Below are 15,415 nucleotides of genomic sequence, written 5' to 3' on the forward strand. Positions count from 1 at the left end.
GCGCTCCTCGCTCGTTCAGCGACCGAGCGGCGGCGTGTGCTCGATGTCGAGCTTGACGCGCTGCGCGGCGAAGCGAGCGACGCTGTGCTGCAGGGGTGTGCCGTCGAGAAGGGCGTCGACCGACTCGGTGACCAGCACGATGGCGCCGGGGTCGAGTTTCAGCAGCGAGGCTTCCGCGGCGGTGGCGTGGCGCGCGGACGCCACGGTCTCCACGCGCACATAGTCATCGATGCCGCTTGCGCGCAGCGCGGCGGTGATCGAGGCGGTGCGGCGCAGACTCGCCGCGATGTCGGGCAGGCGCTCGGCGTCGAACCAGTGCGTGCCGAGAGCGAGCGGCTGGCCGTCGACCGTGCGCAGCGTCTCCACGCGCACGCCCAGCCCCCGTTCGATGCCGAGCCGGCGGCCGATCCGCGTCGGGGGAGCCTCGGTCGCGCTCTCGAGCACGCGCCCGTGCGGTGTGCCGCGGGTGCCGATCGAGCTCGACATGCGTGTGCGCATGCCGATCCGGTGCAGGTGGATGGCGCCGCCCGTGACGAAGGTGCCCGATCCGCGCCGCGATTCGACCAGGCCGTCGGACGCGAGCGCCGCGAGCGCCTGGCGGGCCGTGTGGCGGTTGACGGCGAAGCGCTCGGCGAGCGCCGACTCGGTCGGGAGCTTGTCGCCGACGGCCAGGTGGCCCTCGGTGATGTCGGCGCGCAGCTCCTCGGCGATCAGGCGCCAGGCCGAGTATCCGCTGCCCTGGCGGGGCGTCTGCTCGCTCATCCTGCTCCTCGTTCACTCGATGTTCACGCGGTCGTGGCCCGTAGGTCGCGTTCTGCGCCCCTTCCGGTCGACATCCCGAGCGTACAGTCTCAGTTGTCTAGAGAGATAGACAACTTCTCGACACGAGGTGATGGGCTGATGAAGACGCACGATGTCGTCCGGGAGCGCCGCCGCACTGCGCGCGTCCTTGCCAATGCGCCGCAGGCTGATCTCCAGCGACTGTGGGACGCCTGGCCGGACCGGCCGGAGGTGCAGTACCTGCGCGGCCCGGAGGCGGGGCTGGTGATGGTGCAGGGCCGAATCGGCGGCACCGGCGACCGCTTCCACGTGGGCGAGGCCACCGTGACGCGCGCCACCGTCCTGGTGCAGCAGTCCGGGGGTCAAAGCACCGGCACGTCGTATGTGCTCGGCAGCCACCCGGAGCACGCCGGCCTCGCCGCGATCTTCGACGCGCTGCTGGCCGGCCCCGCCCGCGACCGCGTGCTCGCCGAGGTGATCGAGCCTCTCGAGAGCGCCCAGGCCGAACGCGACGCCCGCGCCCGGGCCCAGGCCCGCAGCACGGTCGTCGACTTCTTCACGGTCGCCCGCGAGAACGATGGCCCGGAAGACGAGGACGACGAATGAGCAGCCTGTCGGGAGGTGGCCAGCTGCCCGGCTTCGCGCAGCCCGTGCACGACGCGCAGCGTGTCTTCCGCGGCGTGCTCGAGGCGCTCGGGCGCCCGACGCTGCCGCGGCCGCTGCCGCGTGTGGTGGCCCCGCCGGCCCCGCTCAGCCAGGCCGTGGGAGGCATCCTGCTCGCGCTCTGCGACGACCAGACCCCGGTCTGGCTCGACAAGGCCCTGAGGGCCTCGACCGATGTCGTCTCATGGCTGCGCTTCCACACGGGCGCGCGCATCGTCGACGACGCACGCGACGCGCTGTTCGTCGTGGCCTCGTCGCCCTCCGCGGCACCGCGTCTGAGCGACCTCGCGCAGGGCACCGACGAGGAGCCGCATCGCTCCGCGACGCTCGTCATCGACGCCACGGGCGCCCGGGGCGTCGGATCCTTCACCGCCACCGGTCCCGGGATCAACGGGTCGGCGCGGTGGGACGGCGCCGGGCTTCCCGGCGGGTTCCTCGGACAGTGGATGCAGAACCACGAACGGTTCCCGCGTGGCGTCGACGTGGTGCTCGCCGCATCCGACGCGCACGGCGACATCGTGCGCGGGCTGCCCCGCAGCACCCGCCTCGAGGGTGCCGAGAACAAGACCCACGACCGGAGGGTGAACTGATGTACGTCGCCGTCAAGGGAGGCGAGAAGGCGATCGCGAACGCCCACGCTCTGCTCGCGCAGCGCGGACGGGGCGACGCGGGATCCGAGCGGATCGGATACGCCCAGGTCCGCGACCAGATGGGCGTGCTCGTCGCGCGCGTGATGGCCGAGGGGTCGCTGTACGACCCCGACCTGGCTGCCAAGGCGCTGCTGCAGTCGCAGGGCGACGTGCTCGAAGCCGTGACGCTGATGCGGTCGTACCGCACAACGCTGCCGCGCTTCGGTGTCACCGAGGCCCTCGACACCGCGGGCCTCGCGTCCGAGCGCCGCGTCTCGGCGACGTTCAAGGACATCCCCGGCGGCCAGCAGCTCGGCGCGACGTTCGACTACACGCACCGTCTGCTCGCCGATGAGCTGACCACGCCCGAGCTCCCGACCGATCCGCTGACGCCGCCCTCCGGCGACGACGCCATGCCCCGCGTCACCGACCTGCTCGGGGTCGACGCGCTCATCGAGCCGGATCGTCCGGATGACTGGACGGATCCGGATCCGGCCGATCTCACCCGCGAGCCGACAGTGTTCCCGATGTCGCGCGCGGAGCGCCTGCAGGCCCTGAGCCGCGGAGACGAGGGCTTTCTGCTGGCGCTGGGCTACTCGACGCAGCGCGGCTACGGCAACAACCACCCCTTTGCCGGGGAAGTGCGGGTCGGTGAGGTCGAGGTCGAGTTCGAGGCGCCGGAGCTCGGCATGGCCATCCCGATCGGACGCATCGAGCTCACCGAATGCCAGATGGTGAACCAGTTCGTCGGCAGCGCCGATCAGGCCCCGCAGTTCACGCGCGGCTACGGTCTCGTCTTCGGCCGCTCCGAGCGGAAGGCCATGTCGATGTCGCTCGTCGACCGCGCCCTCCGCGCAGAGGAGTTCTCCGAGCGCCGGGTCTCTCCGGCGCAGGACGAGGAGTTCGTCATCGCCCACGCCGACAACGTGCAGGCCGCCGGGTTCGTCGAGCACCTGAAGCTGCCGCACTACGTCGACTTCCAGGGGGAGCTCGTGCTCATCCGCCAGCTGCACAGGGAGTTCGAGGAGCGGGTCGCCGCCGCGCGGGCCGAAGGGGATGCGCGCGCCGAACGCCGGACCAAGAAGGAGGACAGCCATGCCTGAGCCCCGCATCGTCTACAACGAGGGCTACCTCGATGAGCAGACCAAGCGCGTCATCCGCCGGGCCCTGCTCAAGGCCATCGCAGTCCCGGGCTTCCAGGTGCCCTTCGCCTCCCGCGAGGTGCCCATGCCCCGCGGCTGGGGAACGGGCGGCGTGCAGGTCACCGCCGGCGTCATCGGCCAGGCCGACACCCTCAAGGTCATCGACCAGGGCGCGGACGACACCACGAACGCCGTCTCGATCCGCCAGTTCTTCGAGAAGGTCGCGGGCGCCCGCGGCACCACCCGCACCGACCTCGCCACGGTCATCCAGACGCGTCACCGCATCCCCGAGACGCCCCTCGTGGACGGGCAGATCATGGTCTACCAGGTGCCGATCCCCGAGCCGCTGCGCTTCCTCGAGCCGCGCGAGACCGAGACGCGTCGCCTGCATGCCCTCGAGGAGTACGGCCTGATGTACGTGAAGCTCTACGAGGACATCGCCAAGTACGGCCATATCGCGAAGACCTACGACTACCCCGTGCTCGTCGCCGGCCGCTACGTGATGGCGCCCTCTCCCATCCCGAGCTTCGACAACCCGAAGCTGCACCAGAGTCCTGCGATGCACCTGTTCGGCGCGGGGCGTGAGAAGCGCATCTACGCGGTGCCCGCGTACACGGACGTCGAGAGCCTCGGCTTCGAGGACTTCCCGTTCGAGCCGCAGACCTTCGAGACTCCGTGTGCCGTCTGCGGCGCCGAGGGCGTCTACCTCGACGAGATCGTGATGGACGACAAGGGCACGGTCATGTATGCGTGCTCCGACACCGATCACTGCGAGCGCCGAGTGGCTGGATCCGGCCCCGCCGGCACGCCGACCGGGAAGGTCCTGGCATGAACACGCTCGACTACGAGCTGCCCCTGCTGAGCGTCATGAGCGCGGGCCACACCTACGGCGAGAAGTTCGGCTGCCGCGACGTGAGCTTTGACCTGTGGCCGGGGGAGGTGCTGGCGATCGTCGGCGAGTCCGGATCGGGCAAGTCCACCCTGCTCGGCATGCTGTCCCAGCGCCTGTCGGTCGATGAGGGATCCATCCGCTACCGGCAGGGCGGCGACCTCGTCGAGCTGTCGGAGCTGTCCGAGCGCGACGTGCGCCGCCTCTGGCGCACCGAGTGGGGCTTTGTGCACCAGCACCCGGCCGACGGCCTGCGGATGCACGTCTCGGCCGGCGGCAACATCGGCGAGCCGCTGATGGCCAACGGCGCCCGCCACTACGGCGACATCCGACGGCAGGCCGAGGAGTGGCTGGCACGTGTCGAGATCCCGCTGGATCGCATCGACGACGCCCCGGCGACCTTCTCGGGCGGCATGCGCCAGCGTCTGCAGATCGCCCGCAACCTCGTGTTCGGCCCCCGGCTCGTCTTCATGGACGAGCCGACCTCCGGCCTCGACGTGTCGGTGCAGGCCCGCCTGCTCGACCTGATCCGCTCGCTCGTGTCCGATCTCGGCCTCGCGGTCATCATCGTCACGCACGACCTCGCGGTCGCCCGTCTCATCTCGCACCGCACGCTGGTGATGAAGGACGGCGCCGTGATCGAACAGGGGCTCACGGATCGCGTGCTCGATGATCCCCAGGCCGCCTACACCCAGCTGCTCGTCTCCTCGATCCTCCAGGGGTAGTGATGCCTTCTCCCACGAACACGCTGACCGCCGAGCCCTCGGCCACCTTGCCCGAGGGTGCCATCCTGAGCGTCCAGGGTGTGGGGAAGACATTCACGCTGCACCTGCAGGGCCGCCAGCGGATCCCCGTGCTAGCCGGGCTCACCTTCGACGTGCCGCGCGGATCCTGCGTGGTGCTGGGCGGCGAGTCGGGTGCCGGCAAGAGCACCGTGATGAAGATGGTCTACGGCTCCTATGGGGCGCACGCGGGGCGCATCCTGCTCGCGCACCAAGGGGCCACCCTGGATCTCGCCACGGCGCAGCCGCGCGAGGTACTCGCGGCACGACGCGAGACGATGGGCTACGTGAGCCAGTTCCTGCGAGCTGTTCCCCGCGTACCCGCGATCGACGTCGTGGCCGAGCCGCTCGTCGAGCGCGGCGTCGAGCGCCAGGCGGCGCGCCAGCGGGCGGAGGAGATGCTCGCCCGCCTCTCGATCCCCGAGCGACTGTGGACACTGCCTCCGGCGACCTTCTCCGGCGGCGAGCAGCAGCGTGTCAACATCGCGCGCGGGTTCCTCGCCGAGCGGCCGCTGCTGCTGCTCGACGAGCCGACCGCCTCGCTCGACGCCCGCAATCGCGGTGTTGTGATCGAGCTCATCCGCGAGCGCCTCGCCCGGGGCGTCGGGATGCTGGCGATCTTCCACGACCATGACGTGCGCGACGCCGTGAGCGATGCGATCGTCGACGTGGCGGCCTTCACCCCCGGAGCCGGGGCATGACGCGCTACGCGGTCTACGCGCTCCCCGGCGCCCTGGGCGAGGCCGCGGAGCCCGAGGGCGCCGCCCTGCGCGCGGCGGCCGAGGCGTGGTTCGCCCGACCCGACCTCCGCGATCGCACGCTGGGGCCCCGCCGCTACGGCTTCCACGGCACGCTGAAGGCGCCCTTCCGCCTCGCAGAGGGGCGCACCGAGGAGGAGCTGCGCGCGGCGGCCGACGCGTTCGCCGCCGGACGTCACGAGGTCGTGCTGCGCTCGCCGCGGGTGGCGAGGCTCGGGCACTTCCGTGCGCTCATCGCCTCGGGTGACGAATCCGACATCGCGACGCTGGCGGAAGATGCGGTGCGCGCGTTCGAGGCGTTCCGCGCCCCGCTCACCGAAGCCGACGTCGCACGCCGTCGGCCGGAGCGCCTCACCCCGCGCCAGCGTGAGCTCTTCGAGCGATACGGCTACCCGTACGTGCTCGACGAGTTCCGGTTCCACCTGACCCTGACGGATCCGGTGCCGCCCGAAGCCGCCGACGAGGTCGACGCGGCCCTCGAGACGCACTTCTCCGCCCTCACCGGCGTTGACGTGCCGCTGCGCGCGATCGCCCTGTTCGTCGAGCGCGGACCCGGTGCCGATTTCGAGATCCTCTCCGTCCATCCGTTCGCCGAGAACAGCGCCCCGGGAGCACACGCATGAGCAACGAGACCGTCTTCACCAATGCCCGGATCGTGCTCGACGATGAGGTGATCCTCGGATCCGTCCGCGTCGCCGACGGGATGATCGCCGACATCTCGTCGGGCGGCTCGGCCGTCGGGGCTTCCGGCGGCGAGGATGTCGGCGGGGACTTCCTGATGCCGGGCATCGTCGAGGTGCACACCGACCAGGTCGAGGCGCACTTCCAGCCGCGCCCGAAGCGCTACTGGGATCCGATCCCCGCGGTGATCGCACACGACGCGCAGATGGCGGCCTCGGGGATGACCACAGTGCTCGACGCCCTGCGCATCGGCACCGGCCCGACCGACGGCAACAACATGGCCAAGAACGCGCGCACGCTCGTCGAGGCCGTGGTGCACGCGGCCGACAGCGGCCTGCTGCGGGCCGACCACTTCGTGCACCTGCGCTGCGAGGTCTCGACGCCGGATGTCGTCGACGTGTTCGACGAGGTCGGCGTCCACGAGCGCGTGCGCATGGTCTCGCTGATGGATCACACTCCGGGCCAGCGCCAGTACGCCGACGTCGAGGCCTTCCGCACCTACATGGTCGGCAAGGGGCGCCTGACGAATGACGAGTTCGACGCGCACGTGGTGGCCCTGCACAAGCTCTCGGCCGAGTACGCGGTGCCGCACCGGAAGCAGATGGCGGAGCGCGCCGCCGCCCGCGGCATCGCGATCGCCGCCCACGACGACGCCACGCAGGCGCACGTCGACGAGTCGAAGGCGCTCGGCGGCCTCATCTCGGAGTTCCCGACCACGGTGGAGGCCGCCCGCCACGCGCGCTCCGTGGGCCAGCTCATCGTGATGGGCGCGCCGAACATCGTGCGCGGGGGATCCCACTCGGGCAACGTCGCGGCGTCGGAGCTGCTGGCCGCCGGGCTGCTCGACATCCTGTCGAGCGACTACGTGCCCGCCAGCCCGCTGCAGGCGGCGTTCCTGCTCTTCGCGCGCGGCGACGTCACTCTCTCGCAGGCGTCGAAGCTCATCAGCGCCAATCCGGCCGCGGCGGTCGGACTGCATGACCGCGGGACGATCGGCATCGGCAAGCGCGCCGACCTGATCCGGGTGCACGCGTATGACGAGGCTCCGTCCGAGCAGCACCCGCTCGGTGCGCCGGTGCCGATCGTGCGCGGCGTCTGGCGCGAGGGCGTGCGCGTCGCATGACCGGCGCGTTCGTCGCGATCACGGGTCCCTCCGGATCCGGCAAGGACGCGGTGCTCGGATGGACGCGCGAGCGACTGAGCACGTCGCGCTACCTGTTCCCGCGCCGCGTCATCACCCGCCCTTCGGGGCCGGGGGAGGATCACGTACCGGTGACCGAGGCCGACTTCGCGGCGGCCGAGGCGGCCGGACGATTCGCGCTGTCCTGGCGCGCGCATGGCCTCGCCTACGGGGTGTCCGCGTCGGTCCTCGACGCGATCGCCGATGGCTGGGTCGTGGTCGGCAACGTGTCGCGCGAGACGCTTCCGAGGCTCGAGGAGACCTTCGGACGCGCGTATTCGGTGCGGATCGCTGTGCCCGACGAGGTGCGTCGCGCCCGCATCCTCGCTCGCGGCCGCGAGACCTCCGCCGACGCGCAGGCCCGCCTCGATCGTATCGACCCGGCCCCGGACTTCCCCGTCGACCTCGAGATCGTGAACGGCGGCGCGCTCGCGGATGCTGGCGCGCAGCTGCTCGACTTCCTGCGCTCGGTGCGAACCGGGGCGCCGGCACGCTGATCCGAGTCGCCGGCTGAGGAGGCTCGGGTTGTCGGAGGCGCGGGTCAGGCCACGTCCTCGGCGAGCCCGTCGTCGAGGTAGCGCGTGACCGCGGCGACGGCCGCCCGCCCGGCCCGATTGGCGCCGACGGTCGACTGGGACGGGCCGAACCCGATGAGGTGCACACGCGGCTCGCCGGCGACCTGTGTGCCGCGCATGGTGATGCCCTCGAGCTCGTTGCGCAGGTAGAGGGGGTCGAGGTGGCGCAGGTCGGCCCGGAAGCCGGTGGCCCAGAGGATCGCATCGAGCGGGGTGAAGGATCCGTCTGCCTCGCGCACGCCATCGGGCTCGATCGCCGTGAACATCGGGCGGCGCACAAGCACACCCCGGTCGCGGGCCGCGCGGGCCGCGGCGCCCCAGCCGAGCCCGGTGTAGCCGACGACGCTTCCGGTCGGGCGCCCCGCCTCGACATCCGCTGTCACCTTGTCGATGGTGGCGCGGCCCGTGGTCTCGGGGTCGAACTCGCCCTCGAGGAACACCGGTTCGCGGCGCGTGTACCAGCGCGTGTCGGCGACGCGGGAGATCTCCTCGAGCTGCTGCACCGCCGAGATCCCGCCGCCGACGATCGCGATCCGCTGGCGCCGCCCGTCGACGGGCGCGAAATCCTCGAGGCGTCCGTAGTCGCGGGTGTGCAGCTGGCGGCCGCGGAAGGTCTCGGCGCCGGGGTAGACGGGGAGCACGGGGTTGTTCCATGTGCCGGTCGCGTTGATGACCGCTCGCGTGCGCCACGTGCCCTGATCGGTCTCGACGAGCAGATCGCCGTCCTCGTCGTCGTCGGCGTAGTCGACGGAGAGCACCCGCACGGGACGCAGGATCGGGAAGCCGTACTGCTCCTCGAATCCTGCGAAGTACCGGGGCACCGCGGCGCTGCTCGGTTCGTCCGGATCCATCCGCGGCTGCGCGAGCCCCGGAAGGTCGAAGATGCGGTTGAGGTTGCGCACCGTCAGCGACGGCCACCGGTGCTGCCACGCGCCGCCGGGGGCGGGGTTCGCGTCGAGAACGACGTACGAGCGCGGGGCGTCGGGTGAGGTGAGCGCGCTGGCGAACCCACCGCGGTTCAGGTGGAACGCGGCGGAGAGCCCCGCCTGCCCCGCGCCGATGACGACGACGGTGGCGGTGCGCGGGTTCATGCCGAAGTCAACCGCGTGCGGCGGCGGCGCATTCCGTGCGGGCGCATAGGCCGGCCTTCTCGGTGCCGATGTCATGGTGCTATCCCGTCCGTCCTAGAACGGGGCGGAGGTCTCCACCGGGGTTGTGTGGATGGCGGGTGGATCGTCGTTGTAGGTGTAGCCGCAGGGGGTGGTGATGGTGAAGTGGCCGTGCCCGTGGTTGTGGAATGTCCAGGGGGCGTGGTGCTTCATCATGTGGTGGCCTTCGCAGAGGCAGGCGAGGTTGTGCACGCTGGTGGGTCCACCTGCCGAGTAGGGGACGGTGTGGTCGATGTCGGTGTGCTTGGCCTTTGTGGCGCATCCGGGCAGGCGGCAGGTTTTGTCGCGGGCGAGCAGGAGGCGGCGTTGGGCGGCGGTGGGGGTGTAGTGGTCGACGGTGAGCAGCGCTCGGGTGTCGGGGTGGAGGAAGACGCGTTCCCATCCGGGGCTTCGGGCGGCGAGCCGGCGGGCGGTGTCGGGGTCGATGGGACCGTATCCGTCGAGGAGGGCGGGCCCGTCGTCGAGGCCGAGGAGGGTGGTGACGGGGATGGTGACTTCGACGGTGGCGGTGATGTGGGCGTCGAGGTCGTGAGCCGTGGGCTCGCCGGTGAAGAGGAGGTCGGTGGCGAGGTCGGCACGCAGCTGACCGAGGCGACGATCATCGGTGCCCGGTTCGGTGGGGGCGCCCGACTCCGTGTGGGCAGAGTCGGCGGGGGCGGGAGCGGCGAGGCCCGGCTCGGTGGGAGCCGAGTCGGGGGTGATGGCGTCCGCGTCGATGGTGGCCCTATTTGAGTTCTCGCGCGCGCCATGGGTCTCACTTGAGCTCGCGGGCGCGTCAGTGGTGTCGGCAGCGGGTGCGTCGATACCCCGACCGATGTCCTCGGGCGCGCCGGTGGGGCGGATCGCAGCGAGCACTCGCGGCGCAGCGGGTGATGCGGAGGTTGTTGCCGTGGTTGTGCCGGTGGCCTCGGGCGCGGCGGTCGGTGCGGTCGTTGTTGCGTTCTGGGCGCGGGCGGCGGCGCGGTTGTCGCGGGCGACGACCTTCGCCTGTGCGGTGAGGCGGTCGTGCATGGCGCGGGCGCGGACGGCGGTGGTGAGGATGCGCAGCTCCGCCATCCCCTCCGGCAGATCCACGACATACACGCGCCGATCGGCGCGGGCCCTGTCGTGCCGCTCCTGGATCGGCTCGGGATCATGCCGCTCGGCCACCTGCACAGCCTGACGCTTCATCCGAGACGGGGTGCTGCGCTCGGCGATCGGGAGGATGTCCGCCTCGAACGCCGCCCGGGTGGAGTCGTCGGCGATGCGGGAGCCGGCCTCGACGATCTCTCGGGCGTGACGCTGCGTGATCCGCCCCTCCTCGAGTGCGGTGGTCGTGGCGGGGAACCGGACCACGAGGTCGTAGGCGCTGTCCAGGCGCGCTTCCATCGTGCGCGGTGATTCCTTCAACGCCAGCGCCACCTCAGCGGCCATCGACCGCACCGGGAACGCATAATCCGACGCGCGTGGCATCCGCCCGAGTAGGTCGAGGGCGATCTGCATCAGGCCTGCTTGCGCACGCGCCTCCCGCGCATCCAGCACCGCCCGGGCGGTGCGGATCGCCGCAAGCTCCGCAATGCCCGCCCGCGCACGCGACCGCTCATCCGGGGTGAAATCCCAGGTGAGAGGCGGGGAATCGGTGAAGGTGGGCATGGGGCTATTGTCCCACGAGGTTCGGACATTTGTTCGAATCAAACCAGGCTGGAGAGGTGGTTCGCCCATTCCTGCGTGTGGACGAACGAGCGCGAGCGTCGCGCCGCGATGTGCCTGCGCCGGGTTCGGGGCGTCTCGACTCGCTCCGCTCGCTCGACGAACGAGATGGGAACCTGCCTACGCAGGGGTGCGGGGCGTCTCGACTCGCTCCGCTCGCTCGACGAACGAGGAGGGAACCTGCCTGCGCCGGGTTCGGGGCGGCTCGACTCGCTCCGCTCGCTCGACGAACGAGGAGGGAACCTGCCTGCGCCGGGCCCGGGCGTCTCGACTCGCTCCGCTCGCTCGACGAGCGGGGGAGGGGTAGCGGGGGCCGCGCCCGACGGATCAGCGCTTGCGCACCTTGTCCTGCGCGCTGCGCGGAGGGTCGACGGTGACATCGAGCGCCGGATGGGCGCCGCCGCGCGACTCCCAGAAGCCCTCGACGCCCTTGGCAGCGTGCGTGGCGGCGCGCACGCAGCGCTCGTCGGCCCAGCTGTTGAGGCGGTGGCCCGCGTGACCGCGCACGTGCTCGAGGATGACGTCGGGAAGCCCGGCCGCCCGGCGCGCGTCGCGGGCCTCGATGAGCGCCTCGAGCAGATCCACGTTCTTCACCGGCTGCTTGGCCGAGGTCTTCCAGCCGCGACGCTTGTGGCCGTCCATCCACGACCCGTAGGTGTTGATGGCGTACATCGAGTCGGCCTGGATCGTGAGGTGCTTCACGTGCGCGTTGTGCTGGATGCCGCGCAGCAGCGCCGTGAGCTCGCCGATGTTGTTGGTGCCCTGCGGGATCGCCCCCGCGGCCCACTGCCCGTCCTCGCCGACCCACGCCCATCCGCACGGGCCGGGGTTGCCCTGGCAGGCGCCGTCCGTGGCGATCGTGTACGCGTCGACGAGGGGAGTTTCAGGCACCTGTCAACGGTAACCGCGCCGCGAGGGCGACCGCGTCATGCGGCGCCCTTCCGCGTCCGTCGTTGTCGAAGTAGACGTACACGTCGCGGGGGCGCCCATCGGGGCATCCGGATCCGTCGGTCCACGCCTGGATGCGCGCGGCCCATTCGTCCAGCTCTTCGTCGGTGTAGCCGCTGAGATACAGCTCCTGCGAGCCGTGCAGCCGCACGTACACGTGATCGGAGGCGGTCACCTCATCGAAGAGCGGGAACGTGCCCGCGGTGTCGGCGACGGTCAGCGAGACGTCGTGCTCACGCAGGATGTCCGCGAAGACCGGATCGGCGAAGGACTCGGATCGCGGCTCCAGCGAGTGCCGCAGCGGCCGATCGCCCTCGTCGTCGGCGAGCCAGGTGCGTCCCTCCATACGCTGGTCGTGTCCGCGCGCGATCTCGAGCGCCGCGCCGGTGGTGCGCGGCAGGGAGGCCAGGAACGCATCGAGCACCGCGGGCTCGAACGGGTGGCGCGCGGGCAGCTGCCACAGGATCGGTCCGAGCTTGCGTCCGAGCGCCAGGGGCCCGGACGCGAAGAAGTTCGCCAGGGCCGTGCCCGCGCTGCGCAGGCGCAGCATATGGGTGATGTACCGCGGGCCCTTGACCGCGAACACGAAGCCGTCGGGCACCGCCTCCGCCCAGTGCACGTAGCTCGACGGCCGCTGCAGCGAGTAGAACGAGCCGTTGATCTCGGCGCTCGGCATCTGCGTGCCGATGTACTCGAGCTCGCGCCGCTGCACGAGCCCGCGCGGATAGAAGTCGCCGCGCCAGCTGGGGTAGCGCCACCCCGAGACGCCCACCCATACCCGCCCGCGTGCACTCTGACCGCTCATCGTGATCCGACCGTACGGACTGCGCCGCCCGAGCGAACCGGGCTTGACAGACGCGCCCAGCATCCCGCCGCCTGTGTGAATCCTCCTGACGAGAGCCGGGTTCGCGTGACAGCATGACGACATGAGTGCCCACGAAGCCGCCAATCTCACCCGCGAGGAGACCGCCGCGCGGTCCGCCGCGATCGCGCTCCACGCGGTGCGCGTGGAACTGGATCTGACGACGGCGCCGGATCCGCTGCGTTCCGGTTTCGCAACCGCCACGACCCTCGCCTTCGAGAGCACGGCGGAGGAGACGTGGCTGGACTTCCTCGGCGAGCGCGTCGAGCGCGTCGTCGTGAATGGCACCGAGCAGCCGGTCGAGTGGGACGGCGCCCGCATCCGCATCCGCGGTCTGGGTGTCGACAACGAGGTGCGCGTCGAGGCGGTGGGCGCCTTCAGCCGCTCGGGCGAGGGCCTGCACCGCTTCGTGGACCCGGTCGATGGCCAGGCGTATCTGTACACCCAGTACGAGCCGGCGGACGCGCGCAGGGTCATGGCGTGCTTCGAGCAGCCCGACCTCAAGGCGCGCTACACCTTCGTGGTGTCGGCTCCTGCGGGCTGGGTCGTGCTGTCGAATCAGGCCGTCGCGAAGGTCGACCAGGGCATCGGCGTGCAGACCGTGCAGTTCGCCGAGACGCTGCCGATCTCGAGCTACATCACGGCGGTGGTGGCCGGGCCGTACCACCGCGTGACGGGCGAGTGGGTCAAGGGCGACCAGCGCATTCCGCTCGGGGCATACTGCCGAGCCTCGCTGCATGAGCACTTCGACGCCGAGGAGATCCTCGAGATCACGCGCCAGGGGCTCGACTTCTACGACGACGCCTTCGGCTTCCCCTATCCGTGGTCCACGTACGACCAGGTGTTCGTGCCGGAGTACAACCTCGGCGCCATGGAGAACCCCGGGCTCGTCACCTTCACCGAGGCGTATGTGTTCCGCGGCGCCTCCACGCAGGCGCAGCACGAAGCCCGGGCGAACACGATCCTGCACGAGATGGCGCACATGTGGTTCGGCGACCTCGTCACCATGCGCTGGTGGGACGACCTGTGGCTGAAGGAGTCGTTCGCCGACTACATGGGATCGCACGCGTCGACCGCAGCCACGCGCTTCACCGACGCCTGGGTGTCGTTCGCCGCGCGCCGAAAGGCCTGGGCCTACCAGGCGGACCAGCTGCCGAGCACTCACCCGATCGTCGCGGACATCCCCGATCTCGAGGCGGCGAAGCTCAACTTCGACGGCATCACCTACGCCAAGGGCGCGTCGGTGCTCAAGCAGCTCGTGGCGTATGTGGGGGAGGACGCCTTCTTCGAGGGCGCCCGCCGGTACTTCCAGCGACACGCATATGGCAACACCACTCTCGCGGATCTGCTCGCCGAGCTCTCCGACGCGTCCGGACGAGACCTCACGTCCTGGTCGGCGGCCTGGCTCGAGACGACCGGCATGTCGACGATCGTCTACGACCGCGAGACACGGGAGCTCATCCAGACCGACCCGCGCCCGCACCGCCTCGCGATCGGCTGCTGGTCGTGGCAGGACGACCACCTCGTGCGCACGGATCTCGTCGAGACGGATCTCGTCGACGCACGCACCGCGCTGGAGCTGCCGGACGCGGATCTGATCCTCATCAACGACACCGACCTCACCTACGCCAAGGCGCGGCTCGACGAGCGCTCGCTCGACGCGGTCGAGGCCGGACTGTCGGGCATCGACGACGCGCTCGCGCGCGGCCTCGTGTGGTCGGCGCTGTGGAACGCCACGCGGGACGGCGACCTGCCGGCCCGCCGCTACCTCGAGATCGTGCGCCGGCACGCCCCGCGCGAGACGCACATCGGACTGCTCACGGCCGCCACCGCCAACGCCGCGTTCGCGGTCGGCCACTACGTCGCCGACGCGGACCGGGCGGCCGAGCGCGAAGCGTGGCTGCAGACCACATGGGAGCAGACCACCCACCACGAGACCGGCGATGCGCAGCTCGTCTGGGCGCGTGCGCTGGCTGCCGCGGCCGCCTACGCCGACACCCACGCCGCCTCGCTCATCGGGTGGCTCGCGGGCGCGGAGACGCCCCTCGAGCTCGACGCCGACCTGCGCTGGGCTCTGCTCACGTCGCTCTCCGCCACCGGCCACGCCTCGGTGCTCGACGCCGAGAAGGAGCTCACCCGCGACGACACCGCCACGGGGCGCACCGCGCAGATCCGGGTGCTCGCCGCCCGGCCCGACGCCCAGGTGCGCGCCGCCGCGTGGGTATCGGCATGGGACGACCACACGCTCACGAACGACCACCTCGATGCGACGATCGGCGGGTTCCGCACCGGCGACTCGCGCGCGCTCATCGCCTCGTTCGATGACGAGTACTTCGCCCGGATCCGCGATGCCTGGTCGGAGCGCAGCATCGAGATCGCCAAGCGGCTGGTCGTGGGCTTCTTCCCGGCCGCCGACTCGCTCGAGCCCGTCGACGCCTGGCTCGCCGCCAACGAGGACGCCCCCGCGGCCTTGCGCCGCGTGGTCGTCGAGCAGCGCGACCATCTGGCGCGGGATCTCCGCGTGCGCGCCGCGCAGTAGGGCGGCGCGCCTCGCTCGTCGAGCGAGAGAGGAACGAGCGGGTCGCGACGCGGCGGCCTCCGCGCAGCAGATACATCGCGAGGATGACCCGGATCGCCCCGCGGACCGATCCGCTGAGCGCCCGCGATC

The 15,415-nt window shown here is 71.2% G+C and carries 15 protein-coding genes; 10 read left to right on the plus strand and 5 right to left on the minus strand.

Annotated elements, in window-relative coordinates:
• Positions 1 to 15: 15 nt before the first annotated feature.
• Positions 16 to 762, minus strand: coding sequence for a phosphonate metabolism transcriptional regulator PhnF (gene phnF / locus J5V96_RS14225; RefSeq protein WP_208504492.1), 747 nt, complete (start codon positions 760 to 762; stop codon positions 16 to 18).
• 138 nt (positions 763 to 900) lie between these two features.
• Here phnF and phnG point away from each other — a divergent pair, with 138 nt between their 5' ends.
• Genes phnG through phnN form a run of 9 tightly spaced genes read left to right on the plus strand, consistent with a single transcriptional unit; the run spans position 901 to position 8,001 of the window.
• Positions 901 to 1,386, plus strand: a complete 486-nt coding sequence (gene phnG / locus J5V96_RS14230; RefSeq protein WP_208504495.1) for a phosphonate C-P lyase system protein PhnG — start codon at positions 901 to 903, stop codon at positions 1,384 to 1,386.
• Complete coding sequence (phnH, locus tag J5V96_RS14235; RefSeq protein ID WP_208504505.1) at positions 1,383 to 2,033, plus strand: phosphonate C-P lyase system protein PhnH; 651 nt, start codon at positions 1,383 to 1,385, stop codon at positions 2,031 to 2,033. The genes phnG and phnH overlap by 4 nt, the downstream gene beginning before the upstream one ends.
• Positions 2,033 to 3,175: a carbon-phosphorus lyase complex subunit gene (locus J5V96_RS14240; protein ID WP_208504507.1), complete on the plus strand. Its 1,143-nt coding sequence runs from the start codon at positions 2,033 to 2,035 to the stop codon at positions 3,173 to 3,175. The genes phnH and J5V96_RS14240 overlap by 1 nt, the downstream gene beginning before the upstream one ends.
• On the plus strand, positions 3,168 to 4,046 hold the full coding sequence (locus J5V96_RS14245) for an alpha-D-ribose 1-methylphosphonate 5-phosphate C-P-lyase PhnJ (RefSeq protein ID WP_208504509.1): 879 nt from the start codon (positions 3,168 to 3,170) through the stop codon (positions 4,044 to 4,046). Before J5V96_RS14240 ends, J5V96_RS14245 begins: the two co-directional genes overlap by 8 nt.
• Positions 4,043 to 4,828, plus strand: a complete 786-nt coding sequence (gene phnK, locus J5V96_RS14250; protein WP_208504511.1) for a phosphonate C-P lyase system protein PhnK — start codon at positions 4,043 to 4,045, stop codon at positions 4,826 to 4,828. Before J5V96_RS14245 ends, phnK begins: the two co-directional genes overlap by 4 nt.
• A 2-nt stretch (positions 4,829 to 4,830) precedes the next feature.
• A complete protein-coding gene (gene phnL / locus J5V96_RS14255) occupies positions 4,831 to 5,586 on the plus strand; it encodes a phosphonate C-P lyase system protein PhnL (RefSeq protein ID WP_208504513.1) in 756 nt (251 codons plus the stop codon).
• The gene (locus J5V96_RS14260) at positions 5,583 to 6,266 is read left to right on the plus strand and encodes a DUF1045 domain-containing protein (protein ID WP_208504514.1); all 684 of its coding nucleotides are present in this window, start codon (positions 5,583 to 5,585) and stop codon (positions 6,264 to 6,266) included. The genes phnL and J5V96_RS14260 overlap by 4 nt, the downstream gene beginning before the upstream one ends.
• The gene (locus tag J5V96_RS14265) at positions 6,263 to 7,447 is read left to right on the plus strand and encodes an alpha-D-ribose 1-methylphosphonate 5-triphosphate diphosphatase (RefSeq protein ID WP_208504516.1); all 1,185 of its coding nucleotides are present in this window, start codon (positions 6,263 to 6,265) and stop codon (positions 7,445 to 7,447) included. The genes J5V96_RS14260 and J5V96_RS14265 overlap by 4 nt, the downstream gene beginning before the upstream one ends.
• Positions 7,444 to 8,001, plus strand: coding sequence for a phosphonate metabolism protein/1,5-bisphosphokinase (PRPP-forming) PhnN (gene phnN, locus J5V96_RS14270; RefSeq protein ID WP_208504518.1), 558 nt, complete (start codon positions 7,444 to 7,446; stop codon positions 7,999 to 8,001). Before J5V96_RS14265 ends, phnN begins: the two co-directional genes overlap by 4 nt.
• 44 nt (positions 8,002 to 8,045) lie before the next feature.
• Here the strand turns inward: phnN and J5V96_RS14275 are convergent, their stop codons facing one another.
• From J5V96_RS14275 to J5V96_RS14290, 4 genes are all read right to left on the minus strand, one after another.
• On the minus strand, positions 8,046 to 9,170 hold the full coding sequence (locus J5V96_RS14275; RefSeq protein WP_208504520.1) for an NAD(P)-binding domain-containing protein: 1,125 nt from the start codon (positions 9,168 to 9,170) through the stop codon (positions 8,046 to 8,048).
• Positions 9,171 to 9,263: 93 nt separating this feature from the next.
• Positions 9,264 to 10,880, minus strand: coding sequence for an HNH endonuclease signature motif containing protein (locus J5V96_RS14280; RefSeq protein ID WP_208504522.1), 1,617 nt, complete (start codon positions 10,878 to 10,880; stop codon positions 9,264 to 9,266).
• Positions 10,881 to 11,264: 384 nt separating this feature from the next.
• Complete coding sequence (locus J5V96_RS14285) at positions 11,265 to 11,828, minus strand: ribonuclease H family protein (RefSeq protein ID WP_307793657.1); 564 nt, start codon at positions 11,826 to 11,828, stop codon at positions 11,265 to 11,267.
• A complete protein-coding gene (locus J5V96_RS14290; RefSeq protein ID WP_208504525.1) occupies positions 11,821 to 12,690 on the minus strand; it encodes a DUF72 domain-containing protein in 870 nt (289 codons plus the stop codon). Before J5V96_RS14290 ends, J5V96_RS14285 begins: the two co-directional genes overlap by 8 nt.
• A 121-nt stretch (positions 12,691 to 12,811) precedes the next feature.
• On the opposite strand from J5V96_RS14290, the gene pepN reads away from it, so the two are divergent.
• Positions 12,812 to 15,286, plus strand: coding sequence for an aminopeptidase N (pepN, locus tag J5V96_RS14295; RefSeq protein ID WP_208504527.1), 2,475 nt, complete (start codon positions 12,812 to 12,814; stop codon positions 15,284 to 15,286).
• Positions 15,287 to 15,415 lie beyond the last annotated feature (129 nt).

It is taken from the genome of Microbacterium stercoris (genome assembly GCF_017592545.1).
In the GTDB taxonomy this organism is placed as follows: Bacteria; Actinomycetota; Actinomycetes; order Actinomycetales; family Microbacteriaceae; genus Microbacterium; species Microbacterium stercoris.

Excerpts from the sequence above, each read along its gene's own strand:
- phnK (WP_208504511.1), top strand. The coding sequence starts at position 4,043 with ATGAACACGCTCGACTACGAGCTGCCCCTGCTGAGCGTCATGAGCGCG.
- J5V96_RS14265 (WP_208504516.1), top strand. The coding sequence starts at position 6,263 with ATGAGCAACGAGACCGTCTTCACCAATGCCCGGATCGTGCTCGACGAT.
- phnL (WP_208504513.1), top strand. The coding sequence starts at position 4,831 with ATGCCTTCTCCCACGAACACGCTGACCGCCGAGCCCTCGGCCACCTTG.
- J5V96_RS14245 (WP_208504509.1), top strand. The coding sequence starts at position 3,168 with ATGCCTGAGCCCCGCATCGTCTACAACGAGGGCTACCTCGATGAGCAG.
- phnG (WP_208504495.1), top strand. The coding sequence starts at position 901 with ATGAAGACGCACGATGTCGTCCGGGAGCGCCGCCGCACTGCGCGCGTC.
- phnH (WP_208504505.1), top strand. The coding sequence starts at position 1,383 with ATGAGCAGCCTGTCGGGAGGTGGCCAGCTGCCCGGCTTCGCGCAGCCC.
- J5V96_RS14280 (WP_208504522.1), bottom strand. The coding sequence starts at position 10,880 with ATGCCCACCTTCACCGATTCCCCGCCTCTCACCTGGGATTTCACCCCG.
- J5V96_RS14290 (WP_208504525.1), bottom strand. The coding sequence starts at position 12,690 with ATGAGCGGTCAGAGTGCACGCGGGCGGGTATGGGTGGGCGTCTCGGGG.
- phnN (WP_208504518.1), top strand. The coding sequence starts at position 7,444 with ATGACCGGCGCGTTCGTCGCGATCACGGGTCCCTCCGGATCCGGCAAG.
- J5V96_RS14240 (WP_208504507.1), top strand. The coding sequence starts at position 2,033 with ATGTACGTCGCCGTCAAGGGAGGCGAGAAGGCGATCGCGAACGCCCAC.
- phnF (WP_208504492.1), bottom strand. The coding sequence starts at position 762 with ATGAGCGAGCAGACGCCCCGCCAGGGCAGCGGATACTCGGCCTGGCGC.
- pepN (WP_208504527.1), top strand. The coding sequence starts at position 12,812 with ATGAGTGCCCACGAAGCCGCCAATCTCACCCGCGAGGAGACCGCCGCG.
- J5V96_RS14260 (WP_208504514.1), top strand. The coding sequence starts at position 5,583 with ATGACGCGCTACGCGGTCTACGCGCTCCCCGGCGCCCTGGGCGAGGCC.
- J5V96_RS14275 (WP_208504520.1), bottom strand. The coding sequence starts at position 9,170 with ATGAACCCGCGCACCGCCACCGTCGTCGTCATCGGCGCGGGGCAGGCG.